Below are 19,370 nucleotides of genomic sequence, written 5' to 3'. Positions count from 1 at the left end.
GAGAGGTAATCTTTCCCACGCTGTTATTTGCTTTATGTAAAGACGCTGCTTAAGAACACTAAACCGTAGTAAGCGAGGATTAGCGTGAGCGCTACCTGAACGAGGGTCATTCCTCTCGGAAGCTTAGCTCCTCCCGTGCGAGCGAGGTGCGCTACCGCCGCCAGCCACGCGTAGTCCATCCACACGTGAGTGGCATAGGATACTAGAAGGAACGTGAGGCCGCTTGAATAGGTGAGAATATCCGTGACCAGCTTCACTCCCGCCGAGAGCCACCAGGCAATGAAGAAGGGGTTAAACGCTGTTAGCATGAAGCCGACCGCGGTAGGGTGCGCAGAGGGGGCCCTGGGCTTAGTCGGCGAAGCTTCTGAGAAGAGGCTCCGCAGAGTCAGCACAGCGTAGGCTAGCAGGGAAATGCCTCCGAGTGCTGATACTAGCTTGAGTGTGCTAGAGCCTGCTACTATAGCCGAGCAGCCCAGGCCTAGTAGAACGAATAAAGGCAACTCGAAGGCTGTATGCCCTAAGGCTTCGAGAAGACCGTACTTCGCCCCGGAAGCACGGCCACCTACTATCGCCGCGAAGGTGAGGGGGCCTGGCGATAAAGCTCCTGAAGCGGTGACGCCGATTATCTCCATTGCTAGTGACAAGGGGATCATCGAACCTCTTTGGAAGAGTAGAGCGCAGTAAAAATCTTCTGCGCCGACAAGGCAATTTTTCTATTCTTGCGAAAACGCCTAAGGGATAACTTCCACAGTATTGTTGAAAGGCGGGTACCTGATGTCCTCCTCAGAGATGATACCCTCTGAAAGCAGCTCTCTCACTCTGGGAGCCATGCGGAGAACGATGTCTATCAGTGCTTGAGAAGCGCGGCACACCTCGCGGAAACCCTCCTCACCCCACAACCTCTCCTTGTAAGCGTACAAGCACCGGCCACCGCAGTAAGTAAAGTAGACGCAGGATGTGCAAGGCTCTCCGATACCGGCTCTCGGGTTCACTAGGCCTTCTTCAAGGCTTCCTACGCGGCTCCACTCTTCCTCCACCGCGATGGGGCAGGAGAGCAGTGTCCCGTCCGTGAGCACCGCGAAGGAGTCTATTCCGGCTCCGCATGGGGGAGAAGAGTAAACGCCCCAGAAGTGCTGCGAGAGAATCGCCTTGAAAGGAGCTACCCCCAGGACGACTCCATTCTCGGCCATGCTTAGCCACAGCTTAGCGAGCCTCGATAAACCGGGTATGTAACTTTCATCTCTCCACTTGGGGAAACTCCCCCACCTGTCGCTCCACACGACGTCTAGCTGCCAGTGCACGTGAGAGAAAAGCCCCAGGCCCAGAATGTGCATCACGTCGCGGTAGATATCAGTATCCTCCGTCACAGTCATGCGCGCTATCAGGTCGCCTCTGAAGCCCCATTCCCTAAGGCTGCTGGCGGCTTCTAGCACCCTAGCGTACACGCCTCGGCCTCGGTACTTGTCCGTCAGCTCCTCGATGCCATCTAGCGACAGTAATATCGAGCCGAACCTAAGCCAGTACTCTACCTCCAGGGATCTGAACAGGGTTCCGTTAGTTTGGATGACAAAGTGCTTTGCGCTCACGTTATCCATCACCCACTTAACAAAGCCAGCGTTGAGGAGAGGTTCACCACCGTAGAACGCGACAACAGCTCCTGGATCGCTTTCGATCAGTCCTTTAAGCTTGTGAAGGCTGTACTGTACGCTCCAGGGAACCCTCTTGGGGTTGAAGCTGCCGCCACAGTACTTGCAGCTTAAGTTGCACTTACCTGTCGTGAACGTGATGTAGAGCATGGCGGCCCTCAGCTCCGCAGCTTTAACCTAGGCGGGTAGGAAAACGCTTGGTCTCGCCTAGCTCCGCTCGAGAGATCCTCAAGCGATACGTAGTAGCCTTTCACGACCAGGGGGGAGATGCTCTTCGGAACGCAGAATAGTTTCGTCATGTTACCGGAGCCCTCCTCCTCGAGGACGACCTTAGCGGGTTGGCCGTAGTACTCCTCGTAAACGCGCACCACGTACCTGCTGTTGGGTCCCGCTAGCACTATGAGCTCGGAGCAGCTGCCCGAACTTACGGAGGAGGCGTTCCACCCCGCCCATAGGAGCGGGCCTCGCAGGATGCCCGATTCGAACTCTGCGCTCTGATTCTCTCTAGCAACACCGATGCCGACAAGGAAGAGCAGGTTGGTCGTGAAGATAGCGCTGGCTTCTAGCCTGCAGCTACCGCGAACTTCACCCTCAGCTTTCACGGGAACCCAGACCGTGAAATCGCCCCTCGTGACGGTGATGTTCCTTAACTCTGAGTAGAAGCTCGCCCCATCGCAGGTTAACGTTACCTGAAGACTCAGGAGGCGGACGGGCAGGGGGTTAGGCTTCGATATATAAGCTCTGGTGAGGGTGCTCGAGCCGCCCTCTCCTTCCACGCTGCCCGCCACCTCGATGTACGTGAACTTGGTTGTAGAGACGGCGTAGTACTCTAGCACTTCGAATGCGACAAGTGTGAAGAAAAGCGCAGCGAGTATATTCCCCAGCTTCACCTCGGGAAACCACCGCGCAGCGCTATAGCCTAGCTAGAAGTTCCTCTATACACGAAACGTACTTCTCAGCTAGTTCGCAGCGCAGAATAGTCATCCCGGGAACCCCCTCGTAGCGGAGCCTCAGCTCTTTAAGCACTCCTCTCTCCTCGTGAAGGCAGATATTCACCTTCTTCCCCCCGGAGATAACCTCTAGAACGCACTCCCCCTCTTCCCTTAATCTCCTCGTCTCGTAACCCTTCTCTCTAAGCTTCCTCTCGAGAATCTCTAACGCCTCCCGTGGATTCACGGGCACACACCAAGCTGGAAACCGTAGAGGTTAAACTTAACCTTTCCCCCCTCCATGCGGGCAAGGCGGGGGCAGAACCCTTACAGAGCGGCGTTCTCGTACCACCTGACAGCCTTTATCGCTATGTAATCCTCAATCCTAGCTGGCGACAGCACCGCCGCTCGAGTCACCAAGATCGCCCCCGCGCTCGTAAGCCTGGCTTGAACCTCACGCGGTACATCCCCTACCGCTATCTCGGCGTCCACACTGCTAACCGCTTCAGGCGGCGTAGAGTCGAAGCCCACCAGCTCGAACTTCCGGTTAAAGTACCACCTTGCAATCACGCGTCTCTGGTAGTTTTTAGAGACAACCACAGCCACGTAACCCCCTTGGGGCTTGTAAAGCTCCTCGTCTATGTACACTATAGCTTTCCGCGGGCTCCTCCGCCCGAGCGGTGCCGTGTAGCGGGACTCAGCAGCTCTAGCAGCTTCCTCTACAAGCTCCTCAGGATCCCTCGCCGCAAGAGTTCCGGGCAGCCTCTCTACGGGTCTCTCGACCACAACCTCCAATGCTCTGCGAAGGTTCCTTCCTAGCGAGAAGACCATGTGCCAAGGTACACTCCACCAGCTTCCAAAGCGCTTTATAGGCTCCCAGCTCTCGCCGAAGCGGTACCTCGTTACCAGCTTCTCCGAGAAGGAGAACAGCGCTTTAAGAGAAGCGCGCCCGCCCTCCAGCTTGGACGCCAATCCAACCGCCCATGCTCGCATGTGGGAGCCGGGCAGAACAATAAGCATGGTGTCTCTCAGTATAGGGCTCTCCCCTCTCCGCCCCAAGACTTCGAGAACTGCAGCGTGGAGAGATCCGGTGATCCCTGGGTGGAAGACGTCCGCCAACCTGGCAAGCCTCTCGTCGACGTAGACTGCACCCAGCTGGGAGGCTATTACCTCTGCCGCAGCGCCGCCCGTTACGAGAAGCTCCTCTCCTCTAAGCTCGGGAAACGGCTCCCCGCACGCTACGGGGTTCGCTAGACCCGCGTAGCAGCGTACAGGCTTTAGGTGGTCGTCGAGAAGCGCTATGGTCCACCCACCCTCCTCTCGAAGAAGGAGAGGTAGGGTTGGGGAGGTTAAAGGCTCGGGGAGGTATAGAAGGAGCCTATACCTCACCTCCTCTGGGCGAAAATCGCGTAAAAACACTCTTGAGTGTTAACTATAACGTTTCCGAACCCGGATTTACGTAGCCTTTCAACGGCCTGTAAGGGTTCTGGAAACGGTGAAATATCCCAGAACCTTAGAAGCGTCTTCAACCCTTCCCGGAAATTACCGGGCAGTAGGTAAGCTAGGTAGCCTTTCGGTTTCAGGACAGTTAACGCTAGGGAAAGCAAAGTATCCCAGCCCACCCTCCAAGCATCCGGTGAGCCGGCGAAGATTACGTCAGCAGTACCCTTTAGGGCAGCCGGCCTGCTCAGATCCTCGAGCTCTACAACCTGGCCCTGCACATCGTACCTTCTAAAGTACTCTTCCACGACTTCCCCCACGATCGATACCTCGGCTAGCTCCCTCTTCTGCACCAGAGTCACACTAGCACCAGCCCCCGCGCCTAGCTTGGCCGAGAAAAGCGGAGCAACCGTGTTAACCTCAACTACCGACGGCTTGGACGGCAGCGACGGAGCTCGGAGGAGCCACTCGAGAAGGTGCCTGTACGGCTTGAGCTCGGCCACGAGCTCGGTGAACAGCACGTGGGCTCTCCAGTCGCCTTCCGCGAAAACCCTCTTCAAAGAGAGGAAACCGTACCGCATAACCTCTCTGAACTGCTGCAGCTCCGGGGGAAGAGTTATTGCCCGTAGCCTCTCGCTGGCGTTCGCCACGAAAGAGTAAAGCTGGCTACCTGCCTGCAGGAGCTCGGCCTTGTTAGGGTGGTCGAACTCCCTAAGCAGTCTCACCGCTTCGGGAACCAGCGTTAGTGAGACATCGTAGTAGAGAGAGCCCGCGTACATCACGTGACCACCAAGTCGACGGCTCCGCGCCTATAGAGAGCCAGTATGGCCTCCGCCGAGGAGAGGAGGAGCTGCGGACTCTCCGCGGTGAGCAGCTCGCGAAGCCTCGCTTCACCGCTTTCAAGTACTCGGCTAACGAAGCCTCCGCCGTACCGCTCGAAAATTGCAGAGGGCTTAAGAGTCCGGACGAGCTGCGCTTCAGGCATCCTTAACCTCGTCTTAACTATCGAAGAATTCGCCACGAGCCATAAAACCTGGCGTGCGTAGACGAAGGGCCTTTCCTCGAGAAGCACATCCAGGACTCTTAAAGAGTTTACGTAGTCCGCGACTTCGATAGAGTACGAGGTGTCTATAACTTCTAGAAGCATCTCGAGCCAGGGTCTCGCAGCTTGGTAGTCCAGGTTCCTCACGAGCTCCAGCTCTATAGAAGTATCCCCCTTTCTCCCCTTCAGCAGGAGAGCTGCTCTACCAGCGGGAGATGTGAGCCTCAAACCCAGCTTCCCCAGCTCAATTGTAAACCCTCCGATATTCCTCAAACCCTTAAGCGCGTCGCTGGGAACGAGCACCTCTGTCATCTGCCTAGCAGCAGGCGTCTGGAACGATTTGAAAACGCGAAGGCCCCTCTCTCCCCCCGAGCTGTCGACGTAGACTACTAGCACGTGGTCACCGTGCGGGAGAGCCACACCGGCTAGGCCCATCGGGCTCTGAGACGCTTCGTTAAGCACCGCCGTCGTCACATCGAGCGTGAATTCAGCACCGCACTGGGGGCAGCGTACTTTCAGCACCTTCAAGGTAAAGCTCGTGAAAATCACCCTCTCGAAGTAACTATTTTCTGTAGTAACAGTATAAAAGGTTTATCGACATCGAATGAATTCTTTGCTGAAACTTCGAAGTATGCGAGCATACCATTCCTTTCAGCGTACTTCTCGGCAACGTCCCGGAAAACGGTCCTCATCGGCTGCAGGTCTGCCTTATTACCTATAAGAACCGAGGGTACGTTCCCCAAAACCAGCTTCACGATCTCTACCCATTTGTCCAGCTCTAGAAACGTCTCCTCTCTGGTTATATCGAAAACATAGACTACGCCCTGACTTCCCCTGATTAGCGCGGGTGCCAATAAGCGGAACCTGTGCTCTCCACCTATATCCCAGATAGCGACTGCCCTATCTTCACCACCCATGTAGATCTTGGTGAAGAAGTGCTGAACACCCACCGTCAGCCTTTCCCGGGGGTTGAAACCCTGCCCCGTGAAAACCTTCGCTAAGCTAGTTTTCCCGACACCCCCAGCACCGCATAGAGAGATCTTGATCACACTCCTAGACAGCTTACCTCCCCAGCACCGTTAGCGGTAACTGAATTAAAAAGTAATCTCGTGCTTAGAGCTCACGCTCTCGCTGATCCACTCTTTTATTCTCTCAATACCCTTCTCTATATCTGCCTCGCTAACAGCAAACGACAACCGCAGGTGCCCCACTCCACCCTCTTTCGGGAAAGCAGTACCAGGCAGCGCGACAACACCTTTCTCGTATAGCAGGCGGTCGGCGAGCTCCCTCTCGCTTTTCAGCTTCATCGACTCTATCACTTCACTGAAGTCAGGGAATATGTAGAAAGCTCCCTCAGGCTTCCTGACCTTGACCCCTGGAATCCGGCTGAGCTTCTCGTATATCAGATCCCTTCTCCTCAAGTAACCTTCCAGTATCGGCTTAAACCAGGAGAGACCGTACCTTAACGCTCTCGCAGCCGCTACCTGAGCAAAGGTGGGAGGGCACGAGTACATGTTGTTCGCTACGACAGAAAGTCTCTCGATTAGCTTTTCGTTCGCGACCACGTATCCAAGCCTCCAGCCAGTCATCCCGTAGGTCTTCGAGAAGCCATTCACGTAGTAAACGCAGTCTCGCCAAGCGCTAGTCTGGAGAGTTGAGAAGTGCTCACCCTCGTAGACGAAGTGATCGTAAATCTCGTCGCTGACGACCACGATACCCCTCTTAGCAGCAAGCTCCACTATCTCCTCGACGTCAGCCCTGTCCATCGTCGTCCCGACAGGGTTCTCGGGGTAGTTCAAAACTATCATCCTGGTCTTGTCGGAGAGAAGGCGCTCAACGTCCTCGTACCTGATCTTGTAGTTGTTACCTCTGTGAAGCCTCAGGAACACGGGCCTAGCGCCGACGAATCTTGCTACCGACTCGTACAGCGGGTAGCTTGGATCAGGGACTATCACCTCGTCCCCAGGATTTAGGAGTGACAGCATGCCGATGAAAATCGCAGCCTTAGCGCCGACAGTCACGGCAACCTCGCTAGGCTTAACGTCAACCTTGTACTTTTCACTTAAAAACTCCGCTATAGCTTCGCGCAGCTCAGGCATGCCCAGGCTAGGACCGTACCCGTTGAAACCTTCCCTCATAGCCTTGTAGGCTTCCTCGATAACAAAGCTGGGAGGCTGAAAATCGGGCTGCCCTATACCGAAGGATACCACATCTACCCCTTTCCTCTTCAGCTCTAAGCTCCTCGCAAGGTACACGAACGCCTCCTCTGCACCAAGGCGGAGCACACTCTCGTTTAGCTGAAAGCTGCCTGCTAAGCGCACGAGAAAGCTGCAGCCCCGCCCTCTATATTACTTTACATTGAGTTTTCTCTACATTTTTCGGAGGCGAGCCGGTTGGACCTTGAAGCCTAGCCTTTAAGCTTAGTAAAAAAGTTAAAATAGATGCAAGTATACTTTATGCACGGAATCCTATGGAGGAGCTGCTGAAGCAGCTCAATTCGCTTCTCGAAAGCATGGAGACTGGTATAAGGGAGAAGAAATACCCCGAGACTGTCCGGCTGTACGTCCAGCAGCTTGGTAGGCGAATGAAAGAGTTCATGACCGCTGTGGAGGTAAGCGTCCGGGAAAACACGATACAGACACCGATAAGTCCGAGCTCTCGCAGCGCTCTCTTCAACCTGAGGAAAGCTTACTATGCGACTCTTTCAAGACTTGTGAAGGAAAAAGGCCTTAACAGGGAGAAAAGCTTGGAGGAGTGGAGGAGTGCTGTCTCCAGAATAATCGAGGAGTACGAGAAGAGGGGCTTGTCTGAAACTCCGTCAAAAATCATCGTTACATACGAGGTGAAAGAGGAAGGAGGGATGAGGTACCTTTCCTTGAAAGAAGCTCGCATATTCTACTTTGAGCTCGAAGGGATACTGAAGCTCGATCTAGCAGCTACCCATGCAAGTGCTTCAGCTACTTCACCCTAACTTTGTACACTTGACCCAGGGACTCCACTATCACGCAAGGGGGAGGAGCACAGATACCCCGAATCCTGATGCTCTTACCAGCCAACTTCCTCATGAAAGCATCTAAGGTTATTTCCTCCATTTCCATCACCGCTACCTCTGAGGCTTCACATTAAGATATCAGTGGCAGAAAATTCGCTGCTCTCCTGCAAAATTCCTTCGTTCGTGCTACAAGCTTATTAACGAAGAGCCAAGGAGTTGGTGGTAGATGTGCGGCATCGTAGGTGTAGTGAGTGAGAAAACTCCCGTGGCGGGTATTATTCTAGAGTGCTTGAGAAGGCTCGAGTACAGGGGTTACGACAGCGTTGGAGTCGCGACTTTGAACGGTGAGATACTAGTCCTGCGTAAAGGGGCGGGGAAGATAGAGGCGGTTAATGCGCGCTTAAACTTTAAGTCGATGCCGGGTACTGCCGGAATTGGCCATACTAGGTGGGCTACCCACGGACCGCCCACCGATGATAACGCACACCCTCACACGGACTGCACGGGTAGGGTAGCAGTCGTCCATAACGGGATTATCGAGAACTACGCCGAAATCAAGCGCGAGCTGGTTTCGCGCGGGCACGTGTTCAGAAGCGATACGGATACAGAGGTTATTGCGCACCTCATAGAGGAGGAGCTTAAAGGCTGTAGTGAGGCCTTCGAGGCTTTTAAAGCCGCTGTGAAGCGTCTTAAGGGGAGCTACGCCCTAGCCGCACTGGTGAGCAGCACCCCTGGAAGGATATACTTCGCGAGGAGGCTCTCCCCTCTGCTCGTGGGCCTGGGGGATGGGGTCAACTTCGTTGCATCGGATCTTCCTGCAATCCTTGAGTACACGCGGAAGGTGATAATCTTAGTAGATGGAGAGGTCGGCTACGTAACCCCAAGCAGCATTGTCCTCGAGCGTGAGGGGAGAGCGGTCGACCCTACCAGCCGAATTTCCGTTGTGGATTGGAAGCCCGAGCAGGCTAGGAAGGGGGGCTTCCCTCATTACATGATAAAGGAGATTCACGAGCAGCCGAGAGCCATCGCCGAGACTCTAAGCGGCTTCGGCGAGGACTACCTGAGAGGGGCTAGGGAGCTAGCCTCCAGCGACGTGATTTTCGTCGCTGCAGCGGGTACTAGCTTTCACGCTTCTCTGTACTTCGCTCTGCTTCTCACCAAGCTCGCTGGAGTGAGAGTTATCCCGCTAATCTCGAGCGAGTACGAGGTCTACGCCAACGCGGCGAGGCCGGGAGATACGTTTCTCGCCGTTTCTCAGAGCGGTGAGACAATAGACACGCTATCGGCTCTCAGAGCCTTCAGAAGCCGGGGCTGCAGGATCGTGTCGCTTACGAACGTAGTAGGCAGCGTAATTGCGAGAGAGAGCGACGTGGCTATATACACGAAAGCAGGACCTGAAATCGGGGTTGCGGCAACCAAAACCTTCACGGTGCAGCTCACTGCGCTAACCTGGATCGCGTATCTCGTAGCCGCCGAGAGGGGAGAAATCCTTGAGAGTGAAAAAGCGGAGGTACTCGAAAGACTCCGACGCCTTCCCGACTTAGCCGATAGCGTACTCGCAGAGTTCAGTGGCTGGGCAAAGAAACTAAGCCGGGATATCGCCCAGAAGCAAAGTGCGTACTACCTGGGGCGCGGACTAGCACTACCAATCGCTCTGGAAGGGGCGCTTAAGCTGAAGGAGATAGCCTACGTTCACGCAGAAGGCTACCCTGCAGGTGAGAGTAAGCACGGCCCTATAGCGCTCGTCGAGAAAGACTTCCCGGTGTTTTTCGTCTCGGTTGAGAGGAAGCTTGAGAGAAAGTTAGCCGGTAACATCGAGGAGATGAAAGCGCGCGGCGCTTTTACAGTCGGTATTCTACCTAAGGATTCGGAGCTTTCCGAAACCCTCAACGTGGCAGCCACGCTACCCACGAATGATGAGCTGCTGGTGCCCGTTCTCGGCGTTATTCCTCTCCAGCTGGTGGCTTACTACGCAGCAGTTGAGAGGGGGCTCGACCCGGATAAGCCCAGAAACCTCGCGAAGACTGTGACGGTGGAGTGAATGAAGCTCGTGGTTCTAGCCGGGGGGAGAGACGAGAAGATGAAACCGCTCTCGGAGGGCTACCCCAAGGCACTTCTCCATCTGGCCGGGAGACCTCTTTGCTCCTACGCACTGCTGAATCCGCTAGAGCTGGTTAGCAGAGCTGCTCTAGTGGTCTCTGAGGGGATGGAGGATGTGGCAGGATTCCTCTCCGAGAGAGGGCTTTCCGGCAGGGCCACCGTTCTCCTGCAGCGCGGCGAAGGCGTTGAGGCAGCGCTGCTGACAGCGGAAGAGTGGGTGGGCAGCGATGACTGGTTTATGCTGGCGTACGGGGATATCGTCGCACCACCTGAAGCCTACAGGCTGCTTCTCGAAGCTCACAGTGAGAATGAAAGCCCTTCAGCATTAGTTGTCCCTGTGCCTCAGATCAAGTCTTACGGTGCTGCAGCAGTGGCGGGCGGCCGCGTCATCACGTTCTCTGAAAGGCGCGGGGAGGGAGGTGGCTACGCGGTTGGGGGAGCTTTCGTTCTTCCTAGGCATGTTTTCAGGCTTGTGGAGCGGTATGGCTCCTTCTTCGAGGCGCTGAACACGCTCGTAGAGAAGCAAGGAGTTGCAGCAGCGCTCTGGACTGGTGATTGGGTCGCGGTAGACTACCCATGGGATTTGATCTCCGCCGCGTACATCGTACTCAACACACCGTACTCGATGATAAGCCCTGAAGCTAAAGTGTCCCCTACAGCCGTCATCGAAGGGAGCGTGATAATAGAGAGGGGTGCCGTAGTGGACCACTTCGCGGTTATAAAGGGACCCGCCTACATCGGCAAGAATGCTTTCATTGGCAAGGGGGCTTTTATTCGCGAATACACTCTCATTGAGAAGGGTGCCGTGGTAGGCGCTTTCGCCGAAGTTAAGCGCAGCGTTCTCCAGCCTGAAGCCACTGTGGGTAGCTATTCGCTGATAGTGGATAGCGTTCTAGGTCCTCGCAGCGTAGCTGAGCCGAGGGTGACTGTGATAAGCTCGCTTAAGGAGGAGGAAGATGTTATTCGAGAGCTTCCTCTCCAGGGGGTCCTCCAAAGGAAGAGAAAGCTCGGCGTGTTCGTCGCTCCTGGAGCTAGACTACGAGCAGGCTCGCTGGTGGGCCCAGCCGCTTTAGTTCACAGAAACGGAGTATTGGATACGCTCCGGGCTCAGTCTTAGCAGCCGTCTACGCGCCCAGAGGCTCTGGGAATGGTTTAAAATCGCTTACGCGAATTAACTGCCTGATGATGAGGGAAGAGACGGCTGAGGGGTGAAGACTACACTAGAGGCTGACTCTACCTCCGGACGAGAGCCTCCCGCTTCCTTATGCTGTCCTCGAGCGTGTAAACCACTTCAATAGTCTCGTTAAGCCGCTCCATGAATTCTCTGCTGTCAGTCATCATACCGAGGCTAACAACCCTCTCCATGATCCTCAACGCTACGCTTACCAGCTCGTAGTCGCGCTGCACAAGCTCTTCGAGAACCTTGCTCTCCACATGCTCTCCTTCAAGAATCGTTGCCTCATTTCTCTCAGCGTGCTTGAGCATCTGGGACGCTTTGATAAGCTCCAGCCTCAAGTCATCGAGCCTGAGTGCAGCTCCTACGCTCTTCTTCTTCATAACCGTTATGAGACGCTCCACCCTCAATTTCGCCTCGTCGAGAATCTCCGCCACTCTTTTTCGGATAAGCGCGTCATCCTCCTTCCAGAAGTCCTTATCCCGGTAACCCCGAAACCCCGGTACTATCCGCTCAAGCTTCTCGAGGACATCTGCCTCGGACATCACCTATCACAGCTCAACGGAGCAGAGGAAACTATTATTTCTGCCGACAGAGGTAGAAGGCACCTCACGGGAGAAATAAAAAATATTTTCGTGCACCCTAGCGAGTGCGGTCTCTTACTGCTTTACTCTGCCGACGAATCTATAGACCGTGGTGCCGCAGGTGGGGCACGTGCCCTTGTAAGCCAGCCTGCCGTTCTTCAGAGTAACCTGCTGGGGGTTCTTCATATCGACGGTTTTCCGGCACTTAACGCAGTATGCTGTCACTTTCTGGCTCACTGGCTTTCACCATGAGTAACCACACATTGGAGGTATTTATCCTTTGCTCCCTAAAATTCTGAAAAACTCCAACAGTAAGCTGATACTGCCATTGAACGTAAAAAGAGATTTTCTGTTGCAATTGGTCGCCTCGGGGTATTTTAAACAGAGATTTTTTAAAGCTTGTTTGACAGCCAGGAAAAGTAGATATACTTGACTCAGTCATCACAGGGAGTAGAGGGCTCATGAGGGCTCCTTGCGAAGCTGTCAGCAGGCGTTTAATACCCAGGATCAAGAGCCTGCTAGTGAACATTCTGTACCACGAGTACCGGTTGACACAGCTGCAAATCTCCCAGCTTCTCGGCGTGAGCCAGTCCAGCGTGAGCAGGTACCTCAATGAGCAGAGAGGCACGTGGACGGGTGCAGATAGACCAGAAGTGCTTGAGTGGTTAAGAGATGCAGCTCGAAAACTGGTGGAGGGGGGTGTCGACAAGAACGCTGTGCTCTGCGAGATCTGCAGAACTATCAGATCTTCTCGACCCGAGATTCTGAAAGTAGCCGCTTGATAAGGTTCTCTACTCGGCGAACCACTTCGTCTTCCGGTCTCTCGGCTAGATGCTCTCCTGAGAATGAGGTTGCAAAGATTATAACCTCAGCTTCTTCCTGCGGGGACTCCTTCCCCTGAGAGTGGGAAAGCCTGTACACTCCCCTCTCGGGATCCGCGTATCGGATTATCGAGGAAAGGACGGATGCGGGGGAGTCAACATCGACATCCTCGTCGACAAAAATAACTGTGTTAAGCCTTGAGGAAACCCTCATCGAGAGTATGTGCATGCCTAGCCTTAAGAGATCGCGCGTTGAAGATCGTTTCACAGCTACAGCTATCGCTCTGAAAGCTGTTTCAGGCAGCACCCTTACGTCTTTAACGACGGGGCTTAGCCTCTGAAGGTAAACTAGCAAAAGCTTGTCGCGCCACTTGCTTATCTGTACGGTATCGCTGAAAACCCTGCTAACTATCGACGTGTAGAAAAGGGCCTTCCTGCGTATCAACGCTTTTCTCGGCTTGAAAACAGGCAGTGCAACCTCCTCAGCCAGGTAGCCGTCCTCCTGGAGAAGCCTGCCTCCCGGTCTGCTATCCCCGGGCTCGATCTCGCCGAGAAGCACGACCTCCGATCCTAGAAGAACAGGGAGTTCTTCCTCAGTTTTCGCGAGAATTGCTGGGGAACCCGCGAGAACACCCATGAAAGTAAATGTGTCGGCCGGTACCACCCACTCAATCGCAGAGGCAAGCTGCGCGGGAGGTGGCGCGCCGATGACTACTTCGGCGCTGACTCGGCTTCGGGTAGCGGCAGCTTCGCTCAGAACGTCATGCAGAGGCGATCTCGCAGGTGCGGCAATGAGCATGGTTTTCTCGTCCACTACTTCAACAGGGTGGGAAACAGCTATGAAGTTCTTCAGCTGCGGCAGCCTTATCACGATAACCGGGTTGACTACTGAGGGGGCCTCCTCTCTAGGAGAATGCCTGATCGCCGGAAAACTCGTTAGATCTAGGTCGTAACCTTGCTTTACCTCGTACTCGCTTGAGGGAAACTGCACAACCCTGGGAAAACGCTCAGCAATCCAGGAAACCGATGCTAAGACTGTCAGCCTATCGGATGCGTCCATGGGCAACTTGTCGAAGAGTGAGACCCAGGATGAATACCTCTGGCACAGTTCTTCCAAGCTGCCGAGACCCAAGTCCCTAGGCGATTTGCCGAAGTAGATGCCTGAAACGAGAGACGCCTCCTTCCCCCGAACGCGGGTGAGCAGGACCGCCTTACCTACTCTGCGAGAAACCTCGCGCACGAGTAGCGGTGCTTCGAAGTCGGCAGATACCTCCTCATCTACTCTCAGCACTTTCCCGAGAGCTTCTAACCTCTGGAAAGCTTCCCGGAAGGACGGGAAGGACAAGCCTACCCCCAGCGCTCAGTAGCTTATGTAGAATCTATCCTCTCTTCCCGCTTTCTCTCGAGGCATGAAGAGGAGGGGGTGCAGCTGCCCTCTCTCAGCAAGCCTCAGTATCAAGTCCCGGAACTCTGACGTGTGCTTAATGTCTAGCTCGAGCAGCTTCTTCAAAGTCTCCCACACGCTTTTCTGTATCTCTATCAGCATCTCCCTCGGCATGTGTCCCACGATGAAGGGGTCTTGAAGCCACTTGTCAAAAGCCTCAACAGTCTTCACTATGTGGGCGAAAGCAGCTCTAGTTGCGAGCACCAGCTCCAGTCGGTCCGCCTTCTCAAGCTGCTTCTCCATGAGGGTAGCGGAGTTGAGGAAGTTCTTCTGCGCTTCTATCCAGTTCGTGAGGTTTGCAGCGAATATCTTCACAAAATCCTCGGACACCATCTCAGCCACAAGCGGCTACTGGCCGGTACCTAAAATAGTTAGCTATCTCTCGAGCCCGATCCGCTGGGGCGCTGAGGGATACCTCTCCAGCAGCATTCTCCTACCTACCGTGCGGCTGACCCTGAAGACCGGGAAGCCGTCAGCGATCGACTTCTCTACGGCCTGGATCCTGGCCGAGCTCGAGGAATAGATAGTCATCAGCGGGTCACCTTTCCTCACATGCTGCCCTATCTTCACATGAAGCAGGACTCCGGCCCCCTTGTCGGACGGCGCGCCAGCAAGCTTGCCTAGCAGCGCGATAGCGGCATTATCGACGTACTGTACCAGCCCCTCGTCCTCCGAGTAAATAGTGAGTGTTTTATCGCCGACAGGCACGTCGGAAGGCTTCACCCCCGGATCACCGCCCTGAAGCTCGATTATCTCCCTGAGCTTCATCTCAGCCTTTCTCGAAGATAGTGCCCGGAGCGCTGCCTCGTATCCCTGCTCGACGCCCACCATCTCGAGGAGAATCCCCGCTATCGCGGCAGCCTTCTCGACCAAGTCCCCGGGCTTTAGCGTTGAGAGAGCCTCTAAAGCCTCGCGCGCCTCTAGCGCGGGCCCCACAGCGTAACCGATAGGCTCCTCCGCGTACGTGGCGACAGCCTCTATTGAGAGCCCTAGCGCGCTCCCGAGCTCGAGAAAGTCGCGAGAGACCCTCGTAGCATCCTCAAGCGTGGGCGCTTTCGTCCCCCTGCCGGTCGGGATGTCTAGAACCATGTGAGTAGAGCCGACTGCCAGCTTCTTCGCCAGAATAGAGGGGACGAAGAAGGGGTCTATGCCGAGAGGGTACTCTACTCGAATGATGATGTCATCGGCAGGAGCGAGGTTCAGGTTCCCTCCCCAGACGATACAGCCATTAGCCTTCTCCACCACTCGCTTCATCTCCTCCAAAGATAAGTTGACAGGTGCGAGCACCTCCATTCTGTCGGCAGTGCCTGCCGGCGAGGTGATCGCCCTCGAGGAGGTCTTAGGTATAGTGTATCCCAGCGAGGCGATTATCGGAACTATAAGTAGGCTCGTCTTATCCCCTGGTACACCGCCCAAGCTGTGCTTATCCAGGACAGGCTTCCGGTTCAGCACAAGCCTAGTGCCGGTTTCAACCATCGCCACCGTGAACGCCTTGGCCTCCTCCAGGGACATGCCAGTAAAGTGAAGCGAAGTCACGAGCGCTGTAAGCTCCACTTCGCTCAACCTCCCTTCGACGATGTCGCGGACTAGCTGGTGAATCTCCTCTGGTGCGAGCCTAGCTCCGGCAAGCTTTCTCCTGATCGCCTTAGCTGAAACGGGAGGCTCGCAGGCCTCGACGTGAACTTCAGAACCCTCCTCGGCGCCCAGAGCTCTAGCCACGTTCACGTATAAGCCTACAGCCCCCTCGGGAAAGCCGGGGGCTACAGCCACGAAAGCGGTCACCGTCCTACCATTCCACGAGATCTTAGCCCTATCGTTGGCTCTCAGCTCGAGGCGCGCAGCGGTGTCCGGGCTCACTACTGCCAGGCTCTGGGGGAGCTCGTAGGGTATCAGGACAACTCTCAGCTTCATGGAGGGGGGTAGTAACTCCATGTGGGTTTATAAGCATTTCTATCAAAAAGCTAATAACTCATTGAGGCGTAAACCACGCGATGAAGGGATGGACAGGTAGGATTCTCTGGATTGACCTTTCTTCCCGGAAGATCCAGATTCAGGAGTACTCTGGGGATTTCGCGCGCAGGTATGTAGGGGGGAGAGGTTTCGCCGCAAGGATTTTGTGGGACCACGTACCAGCAGGGACAGACCCGCTCTCACCCCAGAACCTTCTGGTTTTCGCAGCAGGACCACTGACAGGGCTGCCCGGCCCCAGCACCGGTAAGCTTGTAGTAGCGACGAAGAGCCCTCTCACGCACGGCTACGGGGACGGGAACATCGGTACACGTGCAGCAGTCGGGATGAGGCGCGCGGGATTTGATGCTGTCGTAGTTAAAGGTAGAGCGGAGAAGCCTGTCTACCTGTACGTTGAGGACGGGAAAGCCGAGGTACTTAGCGCAGAGGACTTGTGGGGTCTCGACGCGTTTTCCGCTGAGAGAAAGCTGCTTGAGAAACACGGTAAAGCAGCGGGAGCCCTCGTTATAGGTCCAGCGGGTGAGAGGCTAGTTGCTTACGCCACAGTGATCTCGCAGGAGGGGCGTAGCGGCGGAAGAGTGGGAGTAGGCGCAGTGATGGGTAGCAAGAACTTGAAAGCTGTGGTGTTCAATGGTAGGGAGGGAGTAGAGGTAGCTGATGAAGGAGCATTGAGACGCTTGGCAGCAGACTCCTACAGGGAGATTAAGCGGAGACCTCAGTACGGTTTCTGGATGAGGCAGGGAACAATGATGACGATTCAGTGGTCTCAGGAGAATAGCGTTCTCCCAACGTTTAACTTCAGCGAGGGGGTGTTCGAGGAAAGCGGCTCGATCGACGGCTACGCGATGGAGAAGGTGAAGAAAGGGCAGAGGGGTTGCCCCAACTGCAACATGGCGTGCGGAAACTACGTCCTCGACGACGAGGGAGAGGTGTCCGAGCTGGACTACGAGAACGTGGCGATGCTGGGCTCGAACCTGGGCATAGGGGACCTCGCGAAAGTAGCGAGGCTGAACAGGCTTGCAGACATGTGGGGTGTAGACACCATTAACTTAGGAGCGGTGCTCAGCTACGCTGTGGAGGCTTCGCAGAACGGTCTGCTGGGTGAGCGGATTGAGTGGGGTGATTTCGACCAGATTCTCGCGCTTGCACGCGATATTGTGGAGAGAAGCGGAGTCGGCGATGTTCTTGCTCGAGGCCTTCTCGAAGCTTCCTCCAAGCTCGGGGGGTCCGAGTACGCGATGCACGTAAAGGGGTTAAGCATCTCCGCTTACGACTGCCATGCTGCCCCCGGCATGGCACTGTCTTACGGTGTAAGCCCCATTGGTGCTCACCACAAGGATGCATGGATCATTTCCTGGGAGGTTGCCCACGGCCGGTTCGAGTACAGCCGAGGAAAAGCCGCGCGCATAATCGAGCTTCAGAGGATCAGGGGAGGAATATTCGAGACCCTTGTGGCCTGCAGGCTGCCCTGGGTCGAAGTCGGACTAGAGCTCGACTGGTATATGAGAATTTTCAATGCGGTCACAGGCTTAAGCTGGAGCCTATCCGACCACTTCCAAGTTGCTGACAGGATCTATAACCTGATCAGAGCCTTCTGGGTCAGGGAGTATACTGCTGAGGGGCGGGAGTGGTCTAGAGTTTTAGACCACCCACCTGCAAAGTGGTTCAAGAAACCGCTTACAGCAGGCCCGCTGAGGGGCGCCCGGCTAGACCCGGTAAAGTATGATGAGCTTCTCGGCTACTACTACAGCATGAGGGGCTGGGACTTCAGGGGTGTTCCGCGCGCCTCCACACTGGAAGCTCTGGGCTTAGCGGACGTGAAGAGTGATCTTGAAAAGTACATCCGGCTGACACCGTAATCGCCATGAGCGTTAAGGTAGTGTACTACGGCTACCTCTCCGACTTAGCCGGCACTCGAGAAAACGTAGTTAGCGTTAGAGACGGGGCCTCGGTGCGCGTGCGCGAACTGATAGCCGAGAGAGTAATCAAGCTCGGCGAGAGCTCCCTGATAATCCTGGTGAACGACACCCCTTCCACGCTGGAGGCTCTCGTGAAAGCGGGCGATACTGTTAAGGTCTTGCCTCACGTCGGGGGAGGATGATAAGCGAATGGGCGGTGGATGCAAAGTTGCCGAGAACCTGCTTCCACAAGTTCTTAAAGTACTCTACGGGAGGCTTTCCCTCACGCGTGGGCAGATAGCTATCGCTACTGAGCTGTACGTCATGGAGAAAGTAGAGGCGCGAGGTAGCGACGTGGCAGAAGCGGTAAGCAACGCGGTGCGAGAGCTTTGTGCCGACTGCAGAGCAGCTATAGAGGAGGGGGGGCTGCGCGTCGACGTGAAGTGCGGGGCTGAGTGCAGTCTAGAGGAAGTGTGCCCCTTACCGTTCTACATTGCCGCTTACGTGAGAAAAGCAACCTCCAGGCGTGTAGCTCTCGCAAGCCACGAGGTTAGGGGCGCGGGCGAGTGCACTATAAGGTACATGCTGCAGTAAAGGTTCCCTGATCACTCCAGGATTAGAACCTCTACCGGGTCTCCATCGCGCAGCTTGAGAACGTCTCTTAGCTTTACAGGTGCGATCAGCTCGAGGATATCGTCGCCGTGCTTGGTCTTATCTATGTCTAGAGCAGCGCCCGACACACTGATACCGTTGCCCGTGATCACCGCTCTGTACACAGTTACCCCACAGAATTCTCGGTCATCTAAAGTGAAACCCTCTATCCTGCAGCCTACACCTTGGGATCTTAAATCCCTCCTAACCTTAACGCTCTCCTCATCGAGCTTTACGTTGAGTGTTCCCGCGTACGGTTGGTACCCCAACACCTCCTTAAACGCTTCCACATACCTGGGGATGCTCATATAGTAAGCCCCCTCGCCTAAGCCCGCTACGGCGAAGCCCCTCAGCCTGGCGAAAGGCTGACCTCTGAGAACCGATGAAAGAAGCCTGTGAACGCGGTGTAGCAATATTACCGCTCGTGGAGTTAGCTGGTACGAGAACGTTCTCCCAATCCTCTTCTTCTCCACATAGCCATCCTCCTCTGCGAACTGGAGAAGTTTGTTCAGCTTCCATGGACTCATGCCTAGAATCTTAGCTACCTCGACCTTGCTGATCCTTCTCGGCGCGTAGAGACATCCCCTGCGGGCGAGCTCTAGAAGGAGAGGGAGTACTTCGTTATCGGGGTTGGGGGTCATATTGGGCGTAATTCCATGAAGCCCTAATATATCAGTTAGT

The 19,370-nt window shown here is 55.2% G+C and carries 23 protein-coding genes; 7 read left to right on the top strand and 16 right to left on the bottom strand.

The window, feature by feature from the left end; all coding sequences use genetic code 11:
* Positions 1 to 32: 32 nt before the first annotated feature.
* From QXU72_01815 to QXU72_01775, 9 genes are all read right to left on the bottom strand, one after another.
* Complete coding sequence (locus QXU72_01815; GenBank protein ID MEM0493986.1) at positions 33 to 653, bottom strand: LysE family transporter; 621 nt, start codon at positions 651 to 653, stop codon at positions 33 to 35.
* Between the two features lie 78 nt (positions 654 to 731).
* Positions 732 to 1,796 (bottom strand): TIGR04084 family radical SAM/SPASM domain-containing protein, encoded by a 1,065-nt coding sequence (locus tag QXU72_01810; protein ID MEM0493985.1) that lies wholly within the window; start codon positions 1,794 to 1,796, stop codon positions 732 to 734.
* Between the two features lie 8 nt (positions 1,797 to 1,804).
* Positions 1,805 to 2,536: a hypothetical protein gene (locus QXU72_01805; GenBank protein MEM0493984.1), complete on the bottom strand. Its 732-nt coding sequence runs from the start codon at positions 2,534 to 2,536 to the stop codon at positions 1,805 to 1,807.
* Between the two features lie 22 nt (positions 2,537 to 2,558).
* The gene (locus QXU72_01800) at positions 2,559 to 2,828 is read right to left on the bottom strand and encodes a hypothetical protein (protein ID MEM0493983.1); all 270 of its coding nucleotides are present in this window, start codon (positions 2,826 to 2,828) and stop codon (positions 2,559 to 2,561) included.
* A 74-nt stretch (positions 2,829 to 2,902) separates the two neighbouring features.
* Complete coding sequence (locus QXU72_01795) at positions 2,903 to 3,964, bottom strand: hypothetical protein (protein MEM0493982.1); 1,062 nt, start codon at positions 3,962 to 3,964, stop codon at positions 2,903 to 2,905.
* Entirely contained in the window at positions 3,961 to 4,794 is an 834-nt protein-coding gene (locus QXU72_01790; protein ID MEM0493981.1) for a hypothetical protein, read from the bottom strand. Before QXU72_01790 ends, QXU72_01795 begins: the two co-directional genes overlap by 4 nt.
* A complete protein-coding gene (locus QXU72_01785) occupies positions 4,794 to 5,585 on the bottom strand; it encodes a hypothetical protein (protein ID MEM0493980.1) in 792 nt (263 codons plus the stop codon). Before QXU72_01785 ends, QXU72_01790 begins: the two co-directional genes overlap by 1 nt.
* Positions 5,586 to 5,602: 17 nt before the next feature.
* Positions 5,603 to 6,106, bottom strand: coding sequence for a Rab family GTPase (locus tag QXU72_01780; protein ID MEM0493979.1), 504 nt, complete (start codon positions 6,104 to 6,106; stop codon positions 5,603 to 5,605).
* Between the two features lie 45 nt (positions 6,107 to 6,151).
* On the bottom strand, positions 6,152 to 7,378 hold the full coding sequence (locus QXU72_01775) for a pyridoxal phosphate-dependent aminotransferase (GenBank protein ID MEM0493978.1): 1,227 nt from the start codon (positions 7,376 to 7,378) through the stop codon (positions 6,152 to 6,154).
* 149 nt (positions 7,379 to 7,527) lie between these two features.
* Between QXU72_01775 and QXU72_01770 the strand changes: the two genes are divergently transcribed.
* Positions 7,528 to 8,028 carry a hypothetical protein gene (locus QXU72_01770; GenBank protein MEM0493977.1) on the top strand — a complete coding sequence of 167 codons (501 nt, stop codon included), beginning with the start codon at positions 7,528 to 7,530 and terminating at the stop codon, positions 8,026 to 8,028.
* Here the strand turns inward: QXU72_01770 and QXU72_01765 are convergent.
* Positions 8,015 to 8,149, bottom strand: a complete 135-nt coding sequence (locus tag QXU72_01765) for a hypothetical protein (protein MEM0493976.1) — start codon at positions 8,147 to 8,149, stop codon at positions 8,015 to 8,017. The genes QXU72_01770 and QXU72_01765 overlap by 14 nt on opposite strands.
* Before the next feature lie 126 nt (positions 8,150 to 8,275).
* On the opposite strand from QXU72_01765, the gene glmS reads away from it, so the two are divergent.
* Positions 8,276 to 10,090 carry a glutamine--fructose-6-phosphate transaminase (isomerizing) gene (glmS, locus tag QXU72_01760; protein ID MEM0493975.1) on the top strand — a complete coding sequence of 605 codons (1,815 nt, stop codon included), beginning with the start codon at positions 8,276 to 8,278 and terminating at the stop codon, positions 10,088 to 10,090.
* Complete coding sequence (locus tag QXU72_01755; protein MEM0493974.1) at positions 10,091 to 11,266, top strand: NDP-sugar synthase; 1,176 nt, start codon at positions 10,091 to 10,093, stop codon at positions 11,264 to 11,266. It begins immediately after the preceding gene.
* Between the two features lie 116 nt (positions 11,267 to 11,382).
* On the opposite strand, the gene QXU72_01750 is transcribed toward QXU72_01755, so the two are convergent.
* Positions 11,383 to 11,871, bottom strand: coding sequence for a hypothetical protein (locus QXU72_01750; protein MEM0493973.1), 489 nt, complete (start codon positions 11,869 to 11,871; stop codon positions 11,383 to 11,385).
* Between the two features lie 111 nt (positions 11,872 to 11,982).
* Positions 11,983 to 12,144 (bottom strand): DUF5679 domain-containing protein, encoded by a 162-nt coding sequence (locus QXU72_01745; GenBank protein ID MEM0493972.1) that lies wholly within the window; start codon positions 12,142 to 12,144, stop codon positions 11,983 to 11,985.
* Between the two features lie 224 nt (positions 12,145 to 12,368).
* Here QXU72_01745 and QXU72_01740 point away from each other — a divergent pair, with 224 nt between their 5' ends.
* On the top strand, positions 12,369 to 12,689 hold the full coding sequence (locus tag QXU72_01740) for a winged helix-turn-helix transcriptional regulator (GenBank protein ID MEM0493971.1): 321 nt from the start codon (positions 12,369 to 12,371) through the stop codon (positions 12,687 to 12,689).
* Here QXU72_01740 and QXU72_01735 read toward each other — a convergent pair.
* From QXU72_01735 to QXU72_01725, 3 genes are read right to left on the bottom strand one after another with little or no spacing between them, the layout of a single operon-like run.
* Positions 12,649 to 14,073 (bottom strand): UbiD family decarboxylase, encoded by a 1,425-nt coding sequence (locus QXU72_01735; protein ID MEM0493970.1) that lies wholly within the window; start codon positions 14,071 to 14,073, stop codon positions 12,649 to 12,651. The two genes, QXU72_01740 and QXU72_01735, sit on opposite strands and share 41 nt — an antisense overlap.
* Positions 14,074 to 14,088: 15 nt before the next feature.
* Positions 14,089 to 14,505 carry a DUF2153 family protein gene (locus QXU72_01730; protein MEM0493969.1) on the bottom strand — a complete coding sequence of 139 codons (417 nt, stop codon included), beginning with the start codon at positions 14,503 to 14,505 and terminating at the stop codon, positions 14,089 to 14,091.
* 42 nt (positions 14,506 to 14,547) lie between these two features.
* Positions 14,548 to 16,104: an AMP phosphorylase gene (locus QXU72_01725; GenBank protein MEM0493968.1), complete on the bottom strand. Its 1,557-nt coding sequence runs from the start codon at positions 16,102 to 16,104 to the stop codon at positions 14,548 to 14,550.
* A 59-nt stretch (positions 16,105 to 16,163) separates the two neighbouring features.
* Here QXU72_01725 and QXU72_01720 point away from each other — a divergent pair, with 59 nt between their 5' ends.
* From QXU72_01720 to QXU72_01710, 3 genes are read left to right on the top strand one after another with little or no spacing between them, the layout of a single operon-like run.
* Positions 16,164 to 17,999: an aldehyde ferredoxin oxidoreductase family protein gene (locus QXU72_01720; GenBank protein ID MEM0493967.1), complete on the top strand. Its 1,836-nt coding sequence runs from the start codon at positions 16,164 to 16,166 to the stop codon at positions 17,997 to 17,999.
* 5 nt (positions 18,000 to 18,004) lie between these two features.
* Positions 18,005 to 18,241, top strand: a complete 237-nt coding sequence (locus QXU72_01715; GenBank protein MEM0493966.1) for a MoaD/ThiS family protein — start codon at positions 18,005 to 18,007, stop codon at positions 18,239 to 18,241.
* Between the two features lie 7 nt (positions 18,242 to 18,248).
* On the top strand, positions 18,249 to 18,632 hold the full coding sequence (locus tag QXU72_01710; protein ID MEM0493965.1) for a hypothetical protein: 384 nt from the start codon (positions 18,249 to 18,251) through the stop codon (positions 18,630 to 18,632).
* Positions 18,633 to 18,643: 11 nt separating this feature from the next.
* Here QXU72_01710 and QXU72_01705 read toward each other — a convergent pair whose 3' ends face one another.
* Entirely contained in the window at positions 18,644 to 19,330 is a 687-nt protein-coding gene (locus QXU72_01705) for a DUF120 domain-containing protein (GenBank protein MEM0493964.1), read from the bottom strand.
* Positions 19,331 to 19,370: the final 40 nt, after the last annotated feature.

The organism is Thermofilum sp., assembly GCA_038741495.1.
Lineage (GTDB): Archaea > Thermoproteota > Thermoprotei > Thermofilales > Thermofilaceae > Thermofilum.
This window is presented reverse-complemented; position numbering and strand designations above follow the sequence as displayed.